The 16,249-nt window shown below is 73.6% G+C and carries 16 protein-coding genes; 7 read left to right on the top strand and 9 right to left on the bottom strand.

Annotation, left to right across the window (positions count from 1 at the left end):
• Positions 1–8: 8 nt before the first annotated feature.
• Together RB608_RS21780 and RB608_RS21775 are read right to left on the bottom strand one after the other, a co-directional pair.
• Positions 9–323 (bottom strand): DUF2470 domain-containing protein, encoded by a 315-nt coding sequence (locus RB608_RS21780; RefSeq protein ID WP_308090161.1) that lies wholly within the window; start codon positions 321–323, stop codon positions 9–11.
• Positions 320–2,314: a M13-type metalloendopeptidase gene (locus RB608_RS21775; protein ID WP_308090160.1), complete on the bottom strand. Its 1,995-nt coding sequence runs from the start codon at positions 2,312–2,314 to the stop codon at positions 320–322. Before RB608_RS21775 ends, RB608_RS21780 begins: the two co-directional genes overlap by 4 nt.
• Positions 2,315–2,419: 105 nt before the next feature.
• On the opposite strand from RB608_RS21775, the gene RB608_RS21770 reads away from it, so the two are divergent.
• From RB608_RS21770 to RB608_RS21760, 3 genes are all read left to right on the top strand, one after another.
• Complete coding sequence (locus RB608_RS21770) at positions 2,420–2,953, top strand: CAP domain-containing protein (RefSeq protein ID WP_308090159.1); 534 nt, start codon at positions 2,420–2,422, stop codon at positions 2,951–2,953.
• A gap of 142 nt (positions 2,954–3,095) precedes the next feature.
• Positions 3,096–3,602, top strand: coding sequence for a CAP domain-containing protein (locus RB608_RS21765; protein WP_308090158.1), 507 nt, complete (start codon positions 3,096–3,098; stop codon positions 3,600–3,602).
• A 32-nt stretch (positions 3,603–3,634) separates the two neighbouring features.
• Entirely contained in the window at positions 3,635–4,171 is a 537-nt protein-coding gene (locus RB608_RS21760; protein WP_308090157.1) for a CAP domain-containing protein, read from the top strand.
• Between the two features lie 33 nt (positions 4,172–4,204).
• Here RB608_RS21760 and RB608_RS21755 read toward each other — a convergent pair whose 3' ends face one another.
• The gene (locus tag RB608_RS21755) at positions 4,205–5,398 is read right to left on the bottom strand and encodes a hypothetical protein (RefSeq protein ID WP_308090156.1); all 1,194 of its coding nucleotides are present in this window, start codon (positions 5,396–5,398) and stop codon (positions 4,205–4,207) included.
• Between the two features lie 4 nt (positions 5,399–5,402).
• The gene (locus RB608_RS21750) at positions 5,403–6,368 is read right to left on the bottom strand and encodes an NADPH:quinone oxidoreductase family protein (RefSeq protein WP_308090155.1); all 966 of its coding nucleotides are present in this window, start codon (positions 6,366–6,368) and stop codon (positions 5,403–5,405) included.
• A gap of 56 nt (positions 6,369–6,424) precedes the next feature.
• Here RB608_RS21750 and RB608_RS21745 point away from each other — a divergent pair, with 56 nt between their 5' ends.
• Positions 6,425–7,990, top strand: a complete 1,566-nt coding sequence (locus tag RB608_RS21745; protein ID WP_308090154.1) for a hypothetical protein — start codon at positions 6,425–6,427, stop codon at positions 7,988–7,990.
• A 54-nt stretch (positions 7,991–8,044) separates the two neighbouring features.
• Here the strand turns inward: RB608_RS21745 and RB608_RS21740 are convergent, their stop codons facing one another.
• Positions 8,045–9,409: a GH1 family beta-glucosidase gene (locus tag RB608_RS21740; protein ID WP_308090153.1), complete on the bottom strand. Its 1,365-nt coding sequence runs from the start codon at positions 9,407–9,409 to the stop codon at positions 8,045–8,047.
• Between the two features lie 37 nt (positions 9,410–9,446).
• On the opposite strand from RB608_RS21740, the gene RB608_RS21735 reads away from it, so the two are divergent.
• Positions 9,447–10,145, top strand: coding sequence for a pirin family protein (locus RB608_RS21735; protein WP_308090152.1), 699 nt, complete (start codon positions 9,447–9,449; stop codon positions 10,143–10,145).
• Here the strand turns inward: RB608_RS21735 and RB608_RS21730 are convergent, their stop codons facing one another.
• The 4 genes from RB608_RS21730 to RB608_RS21715 form a co-directional block, all read right to left on the bottom strand.
• Entirely contained in the window at positions 10,146–10,640 is a 495-nt protein-coding gene (locus RB608_RS21730) for a MarR family transcriptional regulator (protein ID WP_308090151.1), read from the bottom strand.
• The gene (gene ribA, locus RB608_RS21725) at positions 10,637–11,377 is read right to left on the bottom strand and encodes a GTP cyclohydrolase II (RefSeq protein WP_308090150.1); all 741 of its coding nucleotides are present in this window, start codon (positions 11,375–11,377) and stop codon (positions 10,637–10,639) included. The genes RB608_RS21730 and ribA overlap by 4 nt, the downstream gene beginning before the upstream one ends.
• A gap of 98 nt (positions 11,378–11,475) precedes the next feature.
• Positions 11,476–12,408, bottom strand: a complete 933-nt coding sequence (locus RB608_RS21720; protein WP_308090149.1) for a diacylglycerol kinase family protein — start codon at positions 12,406–12,408, stop codon at positions 11,476–11,478.
• Positions 12,405–14,018: an FAD-binding oxidoreductase gene (locus RB608_RS21715; RefSeq protein ID WP_308090148.1), complete on the bottom strand. Its 1,614-nt coding sequence runs from the start codon at positions 14,016–14,018 to the stop codon at positions 12,405–12,407. Before RB608_RS21715 ends, RB608_RS21720 begins: the two co-directional genes overlap by 4 nt.
• Before the next feature lie 17 nt (positions 14,019–14,035).
• Between RB608_RS21715 and RB608_RS21710 the strand changes: the two genes are divergently transcribed.
• On the top strand, positions 14,036–14,647 hold the full coding sequence (locus RB608_RS21710; RefSeq protein ID WP_308090147.1) for a helix-turn-helix domain-containing protein: 612 nt from the start codon (positions 14,036–14,038) through the stop codon (positions 14,645–14,647).
• Positions 14,644–16,227, top strand: a complete 1,584-nt coding sequence (locus tag RB608_RS21705; protein ID WP_308090146.1) for a glycerol-3-phosphate dehydrogenase/oxidase — start codon at positions 14,644–14,646, stop codon at positions 16,225–16,227. The genes RB608_RS21710 and RB608_RS21705 overlap by 4 nt, the downstream gene beginning before the upstream one ends.
• The last annotated feature ends 22 nt before the right edge of the window (positions 16,228–16,249 follow it).

The raw sequence follows: 16,249 nt of genomic DNA, 5'->3' as shown, positions 1-16,249 counted from the left end.
GCCGGGGATCAGTGGGGACGCGGCTCCACGCCGAGCGCGACGCACGCGGCGTCGTACAGCGCGACCACCTCGCGACGGATCTCCGCGCGCTCGGTGATCGGGGCGCCCGGCCAGAGGATCCGCCGCTCGCCGAGCGGCCCCTCCGGGCCGATGACGGTCCAGGTGCCGGCCTCGCCGTCGACGTCGCTCATCGACGCGGCGGTCGCCTCGGGAACACCGTGGGCGCGCACGATGAGCAGGTTGTCGTCGAGGTGGTCGCCGTTCATGTGCGCGAGCACCGCGTCGACGACGGCGGGATCGAAGGCGTGGGGCACGGCGCTCACCAGATCCGCACCCGGTCGGCCGGGTCCAGCCAGAGACCGTCGCCGGGCGCGGTGCCGAAGACCTCGTGGAACTCGTCGAGGTTGCGCACGATGTTGGCGCGGAACTCCGGCGGGCTGTGCGGGTCGATGGTGAGGTACTGCTGCTCCTGCTCGAGACGGCGCTTGGTGCGCCACACGTAGGCCCAGTTGAGGAACAGCGTCTTGCGATCCTCCACCGAGGGCGCGCCGTCCTCCGAGGCCGCGGCGATGAGGTACGCCGTGTGCGCGATGGTCAGTCCGCCGAGGTCGCCGATGTTCTCGCCGACGGTGAGCGCGCCGTTGACGTGCTCGCCGGGCAGGTTGCGCGGCGAGAAGCCGTCGTACTGGGCGATCAGGGCCTTGGACTTCACCTCGAAGGCGGCCTTGTCGTCGGCGGTCCACCAGTCGTTGAGGTTGCCCTCGCCGTCGTACTGGGCGCCCTGGTCGTCGAAGCCGTGGCCGACCTCGTGTCCGATGACAGCGCCGATGCCGCCGTAGTTCTCGGCCGGGAGCGCGTCGGGGCTGAAGAACGGCTTCTGCAGGATGCCGGCCGGGAAGCAGATCTCGTTGGTGCCGGGGTTGTAGTAGGCGTTGACGGTCTGCGGCAGCATGAACCACTCGTCGCGGTCGACCGGCGCGCCGATCTTGGCGAGCTGACGGTCGGTCTCGAAGCCGGCCGCGGCCTGGGCGTTGGCCACCAGGTCGTCCGGTACGACGACCAGCGCGCTGTAGTCGCGGAACCGCTCCGGGTAGCCGATCTTGGGCCGGAAGGTCGCGAGCTTCTCGTAGGCCCGCTCCTTGGTCTCGTCGGTCATCCAGTCGAGCCTGCTGATCGACTGGCGATAGGCGGCGATCAGGTTGGCGACCAGCTCGTCCATCATCGCCTTGGACGTCGGCGGGAAGTGCCGCGCGACATACTCCCGGCCGACCGCCTCGCCCATCGCGCCCTCGACGAAGGAGACCGCGCGCTTCCAGCGGGCCCGCAGCTCGGGTGTGCCGGAGAGCGTGCGGCCGTAGAAGTCGAAGTTGGTCTGCACCAGCTCGTCGGTGAGGTACGGCGCCGCCGAGCGCAGCACGCGGGACAGCAACCAGTCGCGCCAGATCTCGATCGGGGTCGCCTCGAGGACGCCGGAGAGGTGCTGGAGGTACGACGGCTGGCGCACCACGACCTCGGCGATCGTGGCGCCGGCACCGTCGAGGCGGCCGCCCAGGTTGGTGATGTAGGCCGCCCAGTCGAAGGCCGGGCACAGCGCCGCGAGCTCGGCGGCGGTGAGCCGGTTGTAGGTCTTCTGGACGTCGCGGGTGTCGGCGCGCTCCCAGTGCCCCTTGGCCAGGTCGGTGTCGAGCTCGAGGATCCGGTCCGCCGCGGCCGCGGGGTCGGTGTGGCCGCCGAGCGTGAGCAGGCGGGTGAGGTAGCCGACGTACGCCGCGCGGATCTCGGCGAACTTGTCGTCGCGGTAGTACGACTCGTCGGGCAGCCCGAGGCCTCCCTGCACGAGGTGGAACAGGTAGCGGTCGGACTGCCGGTCGTCGGTGTCGACGTAGGAGCCGAAGAGGCCGTAGCCGCCGATCCGCTCGAACTCGCCGAGGAAGGCCGCCAGGTCGCGGACGTCGCGCAGGGCGGCGACGGCGTCGATGAGCGGCTGCGCCGGAGCGATCCCGGCGGCCTCGACCCGATCGGTGTCCATGAAGGAGTTGAACAGGTCGGCGATCTTGCGGGCGTCCCCGCTGTCCCCGCCGTCCCCGGCGTCCCCGGCATCGCTGCGTCCGTCGCTCGCCGCGGCCAGTTCGGTGATGATCGCTCGCACGTCCTCCTCCGCCTGGTCGGCGAGCTGGACGAACGGGCCCCAGCTGGAGCGGTCGGACGGGATCTCCGTCTCGGTCAGCCACGCGCCGTTGACGTGGCCGAAGAGATCGTCCTGGGGACGGATGCCGAGGTCCATGCCCGGCCGGGCGTCATCGAGGATGCTCACGCGTCGAGCCTACGCAGTCGGGGGCAAGCACGTCTGCCGGGACCTATGTCCCGATTTTCCGGGACCACGCTCAGGTCGCGCACCGGGGCCGCCGATCAGTGACCCATGATCCGCCTACTCGGAATGGTGGGGTGCCTCGCGCTCGGTCTGGCGCTGCTTGCGCCGCTGTCGGCCTCCGCGAGCGTCGGTACGACGCCCACGGCGGTGCTGCGACCGGCCTCGCCGGACGTCGTCCCGGCCCGCAAGCTGGTGCAGCGCGCCATGGAGGACCGGATCCTCGAGCTGACCAACGTCGAGCGCGCCGCCAACGGGTGCCGCGCGCTGAAGTTCTCGAAGAAGCTGCGCAAGGCAGCGCGTCGGCACACCGTGGCGATGGCGGTGGCGGGCGTGATGTCCCATCAGCTGCCGGGTGAGGCGAAGTTCTCGACCCGGATCAGCCGCGCGGGCTACCGCGGCTGGACCCTGGTGGCGGAGAACATCGCGCGCGGGTTCAGCTCCGCGGAGTCGGTGATGACCGCCTGGATGAACAGTCCGAGTCACCGCAAGAACATCCTCAACTGCCGGCTGCGCGACCTCGGCGTCGGCGTCGTTCTCCAGGACGACCAACTGTGGTGGACCCAGGACTTCGGGGTCCGCTGACCAGCACGAGCACCACCACGCCCGGCGCCGTCGAAGGCGCCGGTGCCGGGCGATCGCCGGATTTTGCTAGCCCTTCGTGACCAGCAGACCCGACACGGAGCACCGTCGCGGCCGGGCCCCTCCGGACGCGACGATCGGATGCATGCTCTCCGACTGCTTCCGGGCCCTCGTGACGACACTCCTCGGCATCGTCGTCGTGCTGCAGTGTCAGCAGCCGGCACCCGCCGCGGCGGACCCGGCCGGCGGTACGGCGCTCCCCATCGACCCGGCCTTCGAGCAGAGCGTGATCCAGCTGGTCAACCAGCAACGCGTCGAGGCCGGCTGCCCGCCGGTGCGGCTCAACCACAAGCTGCGGCGCGCGGCCCGCACCCACAGCACCGCCATGGCGTCGGCGCTGACCATGACTCACTATCTGCCGGGCGAGCCGACGCTGGGGCGGCGGGCGGCCGCGGCCGGCTACCGCGGCTGGACGCTCGTGGCCGAGAACATCGCGCGCGGATTCAGCTCTCCGGAGTCGGTGGTGACCGCCTGGATGAACAGTCCCAGCCACCGCCACAACATCCTCAACTGTCGACTGCGCGACCTCGGCGTCGGCGTCGTTCTCAACGACGGCCAGCTCTGGTGGACCCAGGACTTCGGACGCCGCTGACGGAACCGCACGATCACCGCCATGATGCTCCCGTGCGCTCGGCATCCTCCTTCCCGACCGTCGTCACCATCGTCGTCGGCGTCACCGTCGTCGCCACGGCGCTGCTGACCGTGGGCCCGGCGGCGAGCCCGGCGGTCCCGGTCGCCTCCGCGACGGCTGCGGCCGCCCCGCCGGCCGCGGACACCGCCCGGCTCGAGGTGCGGCTCCTCGCCGCGGTCAACCGCGCGCGGCGCAAGGACGGATGCCGTCGCCTACGCCCTGCGGAGGGTCTGCACGGCTCGGCCGCCGCGCACTCCGCCGCAATGGCCGCGCAGCGGACCCTCTCCCACCAGGTGCCGGGCGAGCCGAGCCTGCGGGACCGGATCGCCGCGGCAGGGTACGGCGACGTCTCCCGCCTGGGCGAGGTCGTCGCGATGGGCCCGAAGAGTGCCCGCAGCGCGCTGAAGCGGTGGCTGGCCAGCCCGCCGCACCGCGCCGTGCTGCTCGACTGCCGGCTCCGGCTGGCCGGTCTCGGCGTGCACGCGGTCGGCAGGCAGCTGTGGTGGACGATCGACCTGGTCCGCCGCTGACCGGGCCTCAGCCTCAAATCACCGATTTGAGGCTCAGGACCGATCGGTGCGCCGGAACGAGACCCGGACCGTGTGATCCGTGTTGTCGAGCGTGGCCTCGACCCAGTCCCGCGCGCGTTCCATGTCGTAGGCGTCGGTGTACCAGCTGTCGTCGACGGTCGCATCGCAGCTGTGCCGGCCGCCGTCGTAGGACCGGCACTCGTCGAGGGTGATCGCACCGAACGGCGAGCCCACGGCCGGATCGGTGAAGCCCGGCCCGGTGATCCAGGCTTCGAGGTCGTCGGGCAGGAACGCCTCGGGCACACCGAAGGAGCGGCTGAAGGACTCACCGCTGTCGCTGTCGGACGCGTCCTCGTCGTACCGGACCCAGTCCTCGGGGACCGGGATCGACCGGGACCGCGCCACCACGTCGGGACCGACCTCCCAGTCCGGCTCGACGTACTGCCGATAGGTGACCTGGACGTCGACCTCGGCGACCCCGGGGTCGTACGCCGACGGATCACTGCGCTGCACGTACACGAAGTACTCCGGCTCCACGCCGGGCGGCGGGACGAGCTGCGCCCGGCAGTCCTGCTGCTCGGTGTCGCAGCGCACCACGCGGATCGCGCCGAAGGAGCGGCCGGCCGGGTTGTCGGTCCAGGCAGGGGAGGACAGCCATGCCCTCAGGTCGTCGAACGTGTACGCCGCCGGCACGTCGTAGGTCAGCCAGTGGCGCATGTTCGGGTGGTGGTTGCCGCCGTCGTCGCCCTTCTCGGAGGAGGTCAGCTCCCAGTCGTCCGGGATGGGGACCGCGGCCACCCGGTCGGGGAGGCCCCGGATCTCGTCGGTGCCGAACAGATGCCACCACCGGCCGTCGACGGTCACGAAGACGGCCGCCGCGAAGACGCCACCGATCATCACGATCTGCAGTGCCCAGCGGAGCAGGCCGAGCCCGAGCGCCGTGCCCGGCGGGTACGCCGCCAGGTGCTCCCCGTGGCCGACGCCGCGGGTCGCGACCGTGCCCCAGAAGCCGAGCGTCCCCAGCAGGGTCGTCGAGACCACCACCGCGAACGTCCACATCACGATGGCCGGCAGCACCCGGGCGTCGTAGAACGCGGGGAGCAGGAACAGCCCCCAGCCGGCCCAGGCCACGACGACGGCGCCGAGGTTGGCGACGACCAGGATCGCGGCGGCGCGGCCGGCGCCGCCGCCGCTCCAGCCGGACAGGTAGGCGACGAGTCGCCGCACCGCGTCAGTCCCGCAGGCGCACGACGAGCTTGCCGAGCGCCGCGCGGGCGTCCATGTCGGACAGCGCCCGGCCGAACTCGGCCATCGGGTAGACCCGGCCGACCGGCGGCTTGACGACGCCGGACTCGATCATCGGCACCAGCTGGGCCCACTGCTGCTGGAGGTAGCCCGGCCGGGCGAAGGCGTAGGCACCCCAGCCGACACCGCGGACGTCGATGTTGTTGAGCAACAGCCGGTTGACCTTCACCTCGGGGATGCCCGCGCCGGCGGCGAAGCCCACGACGAGGAGGCGTCCCTGCGGCGCCAGGACCCGCAGGGAGTCGGTGAACGCGTCGCCACCCACCACGTCGAGGACGACGTCGACGCCTCGGTCTCCGGTGAGCTTCTGGACTGCTTCCTTGAAGCCGTCGAACAGGACGGCCTCGTCGGCACCCGCGGCCCGTGCGTACGCCGCCTTCTCCTCCGTGCTCACCACGGCGATGCTCCGGGCGCCGAGCCCCTTCGCCACCTGGATCGTCGCCGTGCCGACGCCGCCGGCGGCACCGTGGACCAGGACGGTCTCGTCCGGGCGGAGGCCGGCCCGCTCGTCGAGCGCGAACAGCGCGGTGAGGTAGTTCATCGGCAGCGCGACGGCCTCGTCGAAGCTCACCTCGTCGGGGAGCGCGAAGGTGGACAGGCGCGGGCCGGCGACCAGCTCGGCCGCGCCGCCGTACCCACCGACACCGACGACCCGCTCCCCCGGCTCGAAGCCGGGACCGGACACCACGACGCCGGCGTAGTCGACGCCGAGTGTGAACGGCGGCTCCGGGCGCAGCTGGTACTGGCCGCGGCTGAGCAGCAGGTCGGGGAAGGACACCCCGACGCTGTGCACCTCGACCAGCACGTCCTCGGGACCGGGCGTCGGGTCGGGCACCTCCCGGACGACGACGTCGGCGGGACCGGAGGGGGTGACGACCTGGACTGCGCGCATGGACCGGAGCGTACGCCGGGCGTTTGCCCGGCCCGGGCGCCGGGCAGGGACCGCAGGTGAGTAGCGCGTGGGGGGACTGGAAGCAGGACCAGCGGATCGAGGAGGCCGAGGCCCAGCTGGCCGCGGAGCGCCACGCCCGCAACCGGCTGGCCGAGCAGATGCGGGCTCAGCAAGGCAACACCCAGGCCCAGCTCGACCGGCTCACCCGGGCCCTGGTCGCCCTCGTCGAGCATGAGGACATCCGCTCCGAGCTGGGGCAGTACGCCGACGCGGCGGCGTGCCGGCGCTACGCCCGGGAGGTCGTGTCGACCGTGGTGGCGACCGGCGGCGCGGCGTTGCGTGGCTCGGCGGAACCGGCCGACGTACCCGGCTACTGGCTGGCCGCCGCGGCGCGCGGGGTGGCGGCCACCGCGCGCGGCGAGGCCGGCGGTGCGGCCCTCCTCGAGGAGGCGGCGCTGCGGGACCGCGGCCGGACCGCCCTCCTGCTGACCCTGCTCGGCGCGCTCACCCGTGACCCCCGCTGGGCGCCCGCGCCCACCTCTGGCGACGGCGTGCTGCCCGACGCCGTGGTCGTCACCCAGGCGCAGCGGCAGGTCTGGCTCGCGATCGCCGAGGGACGCCTCCCGGGTGCGTTCACCGACGACCTCGTCGAGGCCCTCGGCCACCGGGTCGCCGCCACCGGCAGCGCCGGGCCCGACGAGGTCGCGGCGTGGCTCGAGGGCCGGGTGCCGGGCGCGCGGCGCGCCCTGCCGGCGGAGAAGGCGGCCGCCCAGCTGGAGGTGCTGCACCAGGTGCTCAGCACCGGCGCCCCGGCGCCGGCCTCGGCGGGCGCGGAGCCCCCGGCCGCGGCGGACACGACGGACACGACGGCCGCGGCGGACGCGGCGCGGACGGCATCAGAGGACCCGCTGGCCGACTGCCTGCGCTCGTTGATCGACGAGGGCTCGCCGGGCGAGGCCGAGATCCTCGACCGGATGGCGACGGCCCGCGCCGACATGGGCTTCCTCGACGAGCGGGTCGCAGCCGACACGGCGGTCTGGAACGCGAGTGCGGGCGACGTCCTCAGCCTGCTCCTGCGCGACCTGGCCGCCCCGGTCACCGACGGCCGGTACGCCGTGGCCCGCAGCGCGCTCGCGCCCGTGCTCGGTGCGATCGGCGACGAGCTGGTCCAGCAGGCCGCCCTCCCCGCGGCGGACACCCGGACCGTGGAGGTGGTCGGCGAGGTGCTGACCGTCGACCGTGAGGGGGCCGAGGCCGGCTGGCAGCAGCGGGTGGCCGCCGGGTTCGACCGACGTCACCCCCGCGACCGCCGTCTGTTCCCCGCCGGGCTCGCGGTCCTCGGTCTGGGCGCCGTCTGCTGCCTGCTGGTCCTGGTGGCGGGTGGCTTCCTGCTGGTCGGCCTGCTCGGCGGGTGCGTCGGTGCCGGCCTCGTCGTCGCGGCCCTGCATCAGCGCCGCACTCTCGACCAGGGACGCTCCAGCACCCTCGCGGCGACCGGCCGGCAGATCGACCAGGAGGCCGCGGCCGTGCGCGACGCGAGCGAGCGCAGCGCCGCCGCCGCGAGCCGGGCCAGCGACCTGCACCGCTCGGTGAGCGGCGCCCTGGCCGGTGTCCCGTCCTAGCGTCATACGTTCCGTGGGCTTGAGCCCCCAGGACGTATGACGTTACGGCGGGATTCAGGTCTGGGCCGACCGGCGGGCGTGCTCGGCCACCAGCGCGGCGTACCAGTTGAACGACCGCTTGGGGGTGCGCCGCTGGGTCTCGTAGTCGACGTGCACGAGCCCGAAGCGCTGCGTGTAGCCCTCGGACCACTCGAAGTTGTCGATGAGCGACCAGGCGTAGTAGCCGCGGACGTCGACGCCGCGCTCGATCGCCTCGGCGACCGCCGTCAGGTGCAACGCGTGGTAGTCGACGCGCTGGTGGTCGTCGACCACGCCGTGCTCGTCGGGCCCGACGCCGTAGGAGCAGCCGGACTCGGTGATCACGATGGGGGGTACGGCGGCGCGGAAGCGCGCGCGGAAGGTGATCAGCCACTCGCGCAGTGCGTCCGGCACGACCGGCCAGCCGAAGTCGGTCATCGGGTAGCCGAGCACCTCGCGGAACTCGAACGGCAGCTCGGCGGTCTCGTCGGCGGCGGCGATCCGCATCGGGTTGTAGTAGTTGACGCCGTAGAAGTCGAGCGGCTGGCGCATGGTCGCGAAGTCGCCCTCGCGCACGTGACCCTCGAGCAGCATCATCAGGTCGTCGGAGTAGCGGCCGAGGAGCATGCCCTCGAGGTAGTGGGCGTTCCACAGCAGGTCGAAGAGCTTGGCGGCGCCGACGTCGGCCGGGTCGTCGCTGGCCGGCCAGATCGGTGCGTGGTTGTTGGCGCAGCCGACGCTGGTGGCGCCGGCGGCGCGCAGCGCGATCGCCGCGCGGCCGTGGGCGACGAGCAGATGGTGGCCCACGGGGAGCGCGTCGAACATGAGCGCCTTGCCCGGCGCGTGCATCGCGACGGCGTGCCCCATCAGGGTCACGACGTTGGGCTCGTTGACCGGCACCCAGTCGGCCACCCGGTCGCCGAGACGCTCGCCGACGATCGCCGCGTAGTCGGCGAACCGGTCGACGGTCGCGCGGTTCAGCCAGCCGCCGTCATCCTCCAGCGCCTGCGGGAGGTCCCAGTGGAAGAGCGTCGCCATCGGCGCGATGCCGGCCTCGAGCAGGCCGTCGACGAGGCGGTCGTAGAAGTCGAGCCCGGCCTGGTTGACGGCGCCCGACCCGGTGGGCTGGATCCGCGGCCACGCGATCGAGAAGCGGTAGCCGGTAGCGCCCAGGGTGCGCATCAGCGCGACGTCCTCGGGCCAGCGGTGGTAGTGGTCGCAGGCGACCGCGCCGCTCGACCCGTCGACGATCCGGCCCGGCTCCGCGCAGAAGGTGTCCCACACCGACGGCCCGCGACCGTCCTCGGTCACGGCACCCTCGATCTGGTACGACGCCGTGCTGGTGCCGAACCGGAACTCCCCCGGAAGACGGCTCGCCAGATCCCCCACTCTGTCCCCCATCGGACCAGCCTCCCATGACACCGGCACAATCTGACACGTGAGCGTCGAGATCCGCAGGGGAACCGCACGGTTCGTCGAGCGAGAGGCCGGGCGGCTGAGCCAGCACGGATTCTCCTTCGGTCCGCACCTCGACCCCGACCGCCTGTCCTTCGGTCCGATGGTGTGCCACGACGACCACGTCGTCGGAAGCGGCCGCGGCTTCGAGGAGCATCCGCACGCGGGGCTGGAGATCGTCACCTGGGTGGTGTCAGGGTCCGTGGTGCACCGCGACGGGACCGGCTCCGGCGGGTCCGCCGAGACGCTGTCCGCCGGCGACTGCGGCGTGCTGTCCGCGGGCACGGGGGTGCGCCACGCGGAGGTCGCGGGCGACGACGGGCCGGCCCGCTTCGTCCAGGTCTGGCTCACCCCCGACGACCCGGACACCCCGCCCACCTACGCCCGGGCCGCGGGCACCGCCGCCCCGGGCGCGGGACTCGTGCGGCTCGTCGGCGACGGCGGCCCACTCTCCGTACGGGTCGCGGGCGCGGCCCTCGACGTGGCCCGTCTCGGCGCCGGCGAGACGCTGGCCCTCCCCGCCGCCGGCGCCCTGCATGCCTTCCTCACGACCGGCGCGTTGCTCCGGTCCTCCCTGGCCGAGCCGCTCGTGGCCGGCGACGCGCTGTGCGTGACCGACGGGCCGTCGTACGACGTGACCGCAGCGGTGCCGACCGAGATCCTGGTCTGGTCCTTCGGGTGATCAGCCCGCGCCGAGCACGTCGGCGGGAGCCACGAGCGCGGCCGCGACGTCGGCCAGGGCGTGCACCTGCGCGCGGGTGAGCCGGTCGAAGACCAGCTCCCGCACCTGCGCGACGTGGCCGGGGGCGATCCGCTCGAGCAGCGCCCGGCCCTCGTCGGTGAGGACGGCGTACTGACTGCGCCGGTCGCTCGGGCAGCTCCGCTTGGTGACCCAGCCCCGCTCCTCGAGGACCGCGACCGCGTGGGTCAGCCGGGACGGGCTGGTGGTCGTGAGCCGCGCGAGCTCGCCCATGGTCAGTCTCCGGTCCGGGGCCGCGGCGAGGTTGGCGAGCATCGCGTAGTAGGTGTGCGTGATGCCGGCCTCCTCACGCAGTCGGCGGTCGATGGCCTGCGGCAGCTCCTGGACGACCCGGATCAGCGGCAGCCAGGCCGCCATCTCGTCCTCGTCGAGCCAGCGCGGCACCTCCCCCGCGTCGTCGCCGCTCACGCCGCTCACGCCGGAAGGCCGCTCAGGTCGAGGGTGTGCGCGGTGTGGTCGCGCTTCACGGTGAGGTAGCGCTCGTTGGCGGGGGACAGATGCACACCGGTGGGGACCCGCGCGTCGACGCCCACGCCGTACGCCGCGAGCTGGCTCGCCTTGTCGGGATTGTTGCTCAGCAGCCGGATCCGCCCGGCGCCCACGGCCCACAGCATCTGCGCGGCGGCCCGGTAGTCACGCTCGTCCTCACCGCGGCCGAGCGCCACATTCGCCTCGTAGGTGTCGAGACCGGCGTCCTGGAGGGCGTAGGCGTCGAACTTGGCGTAGAGCCCGATGCCGCGCCCCTCCTGACGCAGGTAGAGCAGGAAGCCGCCCTCGTCGGTGATCCGCTCCACCGCCTCGCGCAGCTGCGGCCCGCAGTCGCAGCGCTGGGACCCGAACACGTCACCGGTCAGGCACTCGCTGTGGGGGCGAACCAGCGGTGCCGCACCCCCGCGGGCGAGGTCGGCGAGGCGCTCCCGCCAGGCGCCGAGGCCCAGCAGCAGGTGCTCCCGGCCGTCCACCAGGCCGTCGAAGGTGAGCACGTCGGCGGACGTCTCGTAGCCGTCGGGGAAGCGCAGCGGTACGACGACCCGGGTGCGCACCGCGGCGGGCCCGAGCCCCACGGATGCCGCGGGCGTCTCGGGGACCCCGGAGATCTCGCGCAGGTCGCCGACGGGGTGCGCCCGGCGGGCGCGGGTGGGGCAGGTCGTCATGGTCGCTCCATTATTTCAAACTTGAAATGATGGAGACCCAAGGCGCACACCCGGCCCGGTATTCCGATCCGGCGGATCGAGCTCCGCGGCGACGCGGGCTACGCCAGGATGCGCACGGCACCGGGCAGCAACTCGACCGTGAGCGGGTCGACCGGGTCGGCCGGGAGGACACCGAGCGCCTCACCGTCGGCACCCACCGGCACCGCGGCACCTCCCCGGTGGCGTCCTGAGAGGCTCACGCGCCGGCCGGTCAGCACCGTCACCTCGTCGAGGGCGACATGGCTGCCGTCGTACACCTTGGGGAGGGAGCGGATCAGACCGGTGCGGGAGGCCGCCTCGATGACGATCACGTCGAGCAGGCCGTCGTCGACGATCGCGCCCGGCGCGATCGCCATGCCCTTGCCGTAGAAGCGGGAGTTCGCGATCACGACCGTCGCCGCCTGGTGGGTGGTGCGGACGCCGTCGACCTCGAGGGTGCACGCGACGGGGCGGTAGGTCGCGAGGGCGCGGACCGCGGCCACCGGGTACTGCAGCCGCGACGGCAGCCAGTGCGACCGGTCGACGATCTCGGCGGCGCGCGCGTCGACGCCGGCGTACACCGATCCCGCCACGACGTACGACGCCGGGCCGGCCGGCCCCGGCTGCGTGACCCGGAGCAGGTCGATCGGCCGGGGCTCCCCGTCCAGCAGGAGTCGCGCCTGGGCACCGGTCTCGGTGGGCACCTCGAGCATCCGGGCGAAGTCGTTGCCCCGCCCGGCGGGCACCACGGCGAGCACGCCGCCGCGGTCGGCGACCGAGCCCGCGACCGAGGAGAGCATCCCGTCGCCGCCGACGGACACGACGATCGCGTCGCGGGCGACCGCGGCGTCCACGAGGGCAGGGGTCTCCGCCACCGACGTCGTGTAGGTGACCTCGACCGCGGCGCCCGCCTCGCGCAGGGCCCGCGCCAGGGGCACGACCACCCTTGGCGCCGCGCCACCCCCGGAGGCGGGGTTGACGAGGAAGGCGAAGGCCCGGGGCCCCGCGCTCACGGGATCAGCACCCCGGGATTGAGGACGCCGGCCGGGTCGACGGCCTTCTTGACCGCGCGCAGCACCGCGGCGCCGACCTCCCCGATCTCGGCGGTGAGGTAGGGCCTGTGGTCGGTGCCGACCGCGTGGTGGTGGGTGATCGAGGCGCCGGCGGCGACGATCGCCTCGCAGGCCGCGGCCTTGGCCGGGAGCCAGGTGGCGAGCGGGTCCGCGCCACCGGGAGCGGCGACGGTGAAGTAGAGCGAGCACCCGGTGGCGTACACGTGCGAGATGTGGCAGAGCACCATCGCGCTGTCGCCGAGGGTCTCCTGCAGCGCGGCCTTCACGCGCAGGTAGAGGTTCTCACGGTTGCCCCAGAAGGTGACCGTCTCGAGCGTCTCCACGAGGACGCCGACGTCGAGCAGGCTGTCGCGCAGGTACGGCGCGTCGAACCGCCCGTGCACCCATGCGTCCCCCGGGCCGGAGCCCTGGGCGGCACCGCCGAGCGCGGTCAGCGCCTCGGTGACCGCGGCCTTCTTCGCCGCGACCGCCGCGGGCGTGCCCTCGTAGCCCACGATCATCTGGCAGCCCTGGCCCGCACCACCGGCATCGCCCTGACCGCCGATGGACTCCGGGTCGGCGAGGTTGATCGCGGTCTCGTTCTCGTCGGAGAGTCGGATCACCGTCGGCAGCAGGTCGGACTGGGCGAGCGCCCGCATCGCGTCGGCACCGTCGGCGAAGCTCGCCCAGCGCCAGCCCTCGTACTCCTTGACCTCGGGCAGCGGGCGGACCCGGACGGTCACCTCGGTGATCACGCCGAAGGCACCCTCGGACCCGAGGAAGAGCTCGCGCAGGTCGGGGCCGGACGCGTTGGCCGGGGAGGCGCCGAGCCGCACCTCACCGACCGGGGTGGCGACACGCAGCGCGACGACCATCGCGTCGAACCGGCCGTAGCCGGCGCTGGACTGGCCACTGGAGCGGGTGGCAGCGAAGCCGCCGATCGTGGCGTACTCGAAGGACTGCGGGAAGTGGCCGAGCATCAGGCCGTGCTCGGCGAGCAACGCCTCGGCCTCGGGGCCGCGCAGACCGGGCTCGAGGGAGGCGGTCGAGGAGACCGGGTCGAGCGCGAGCAGGCCACGCATCCGGCCCAGGTCGAGGGAGAGCACGCCGGCGAGACCGGTGCCCTCGGTGTCGGCGACCAGACCGCCGGTGACCGCCGTGCCGCCACCGAAGGGGACCACGGCGATCCGCCGCTCCTGGGCATAGGCGAGCACCGCGACGACGTCGTCGTGGCCGGACGGACGGACGACGACGTCGGGGGCATCGGCGAGATCACCGGAGCGCTGACGGAGCAGATCGGGGGTGGACCTGCCGCGGGTGCGGCGGCGGCGCAGCGCGTCGTCGGTCACGACATGCTCGGCGCCGACGATCGCACGCAGGCCATCGACCAGGTCCTCGGCGAGGCGTGCTGCGGGCACCTCGACGTCGGCGCGGGCGGGGGTGTCCTGGATCGGGAACACCAGGCCGACGAGGTCGCGGACGCCGTCCGGCAGGCCGGTGGCACGGGCCGGGTCGCCCCAGCGCGTGGGGGGCATCTCGGGCTGCAGAACGGAGGGGCGCTCGATCGTCATGTGTTACAGTGTGACACATGACGTCACATCGTCACAACAATCAAACCGACGCCACTCCCCGGGACGGCTACCTCGACGCCGCACGGGAGTGCATCCTCGACGTCGGCTGGCGACGCACCACCCTCACCGAGGTGGCCCGCCGGGCAGGTGTCTCGCGGATGACCATCTACCGCGCGTGGTCCGACATGCCCGCGCTCCTGGGCGACCTGATGACCCGCGAGTGGGGAACGCTCGTCGCCGACCGGGTCGACGTCTCCGCGACCCCCACCCCCGACGCGATCGCGGACGCCGTGGTCGCGACCGTCGACGCGCTGCGCGAGAACGAGCTGTTCACCCGGATCGTGGAGCTCGACCCCGAGCTGATCCTCCCCTACCTGCTGTCCCGCCGTGGCCGGTCGCAGGAGCTGATCCTCCAGGTCCTCGAGGCCGCGATCGGCGCCGGCCAGGCCGCCGGTGCTATCGCGGACGGGGACCCGCGGGCCATCGCGCGCGGGCTGGTGCTCGCCACGCACGGCTTCGTCCTGTCGGCCCACACCATGGTCGACACCGACGCATCGGGGACCGGGGTCGACCAGTCCGCGCTCGACGACGAGCTGCACACCCTCGTCTCCCGGAGCCTCACGCCATGAGGACGGCCCCGCGGACCGCGACCCGCATCACGCCCGGCCTCGCCGGCCTCCCCGCCGAGGTCGACGTCGTCGTGGTCGGCCTGGGCGTCACCGGCGCCGGCGTCGCCCTCGACGCCGTCTCCCGCGGGCTCTCGGTCCTGGCCGTCGATGCCCACGACCTGGCCTTCGGCACGTCGCGCTTCTCCTCGAAGCTCGTGCACGGCGGCCTGCGCTATCTCGCGTCCGGACAGGTCGGCATCGCCCACGAGAGCGCGGTCGAGCGCGGGATCCTGATGGAGACCACCGCCCCCCACCTGACCCGGCCGCTGCCCTCGATCATCCCGCTCTCCGCCGGAGTCAGCCGGCCGATGGGCACGCTCGCCGGTGCCGGCCTCCTCGGCGGCGACCTGCTCCGTCGCGCCGCCGGCACGAGCGGCGACACCCTGCCCCGGCCGCGCCGGCTCAGCGCCGCCGAGACCCGCCGGATCGCGCCGCCGCTGCGCACCGACGGGCTGCGCGGCGCCTACCTCGGCTGGGACGGCCAGCTCGAGGACGACGCCCGGCTGGTCACCACCATCGCGCGGACCGCCGCCCGGCGCGGCGCCCACGTCCGCACCCACGCCCGCGTCGTCGCCGCGACCGGCCGGGAGGTGCGCCTGCGCGACGAGCTCACCGGCGCGACGGCCACCGTCGCCACCCGGACCGTGGTCAATGCGGCCGGCGTCTGGGCCGGCGACCTGGTCGACGACGTCCGACTCCGTCCCTCGCGCGGCACCCACCTGGTGCTCCGGCCCGAGACCCTGCCCGGACTCGACGTCGCGGTCTTCGCACCCATCCCCGGCGAGACCAACCGCTTCGTCCTCGTCCTGCCGCAGCCCGACGGCCAGTTCTACGTCGGGCTGACCGACGAGCCCGCCGACGGCCCGGTGCCGGATGTGGCGCAGCCCACCGAGGTCGAGATCGGCTTCCTGCTCGACGTCGTGGCCGCGTCGTTCGCCCGCCCCCTGCGCCGCGCCGACGTGGTCGGCGCCTTCGCCGGCCTGCGGCCCCTGCTCGACAGCGGTCCCGGCGAAGACGACTCGACCGCCGACCTGTCCCGCAAGCACGCGGTCCTGACGTCCTCCGGCGGGGTGGTGACCATCGTCGGCGGCAAGCTCACGACCTACCGCCGGATGGCGGAGGACGCCGTCGACGCGGCCGTCGCCCAGGCCGGTCTGACCGCCGGCCCCTGCGTGACCGCCACCCTCCCGCTCGCCGGTGCCGCCCCGCGCGCCGAGCTCGCCGACCTGGCGGCGAAGGCCGCCCACCCCGGAACAGCCCGACTGATCCGGCGGTACGGCGCGGACGCCGATCTCGTCCTCGCCGCCGCCCGGGAGGCCACCGGCTGGACCGAGGCCGACCTGCTCGCCCCGCTCGACGACGGCCTCGCGACCGTGGCGGCCGAGCTCGTCTTCGGTGTCACCCACGAAGGTGCCGCCGACGTCGCCGACCTGCTCGACCGGCGTACCCGGATCGGACTGGTCCCCGCCGACCGGGCCCGCGCCGTCCCCGCCGCCGAGAAGGTGCTGGCCGTGGTGCAGGAATCGCCGCTTCAGAGGTGATGCTGTCGCACCGATGAGTTTC

Source organism: Nocardioides sp. LHD-245, from assembly GCF_030929495.1.
GTDB lineage: Bacteria > Actinomycetota > Actinomycetes > Propionibacteriales > Nocardioidaceae > Nocardioides.
The sequence above is the reverse complement of the archived record's forward strand: the minus strand, read 5'-3'. Positions and strand labels throughout refer to the sequence as shown.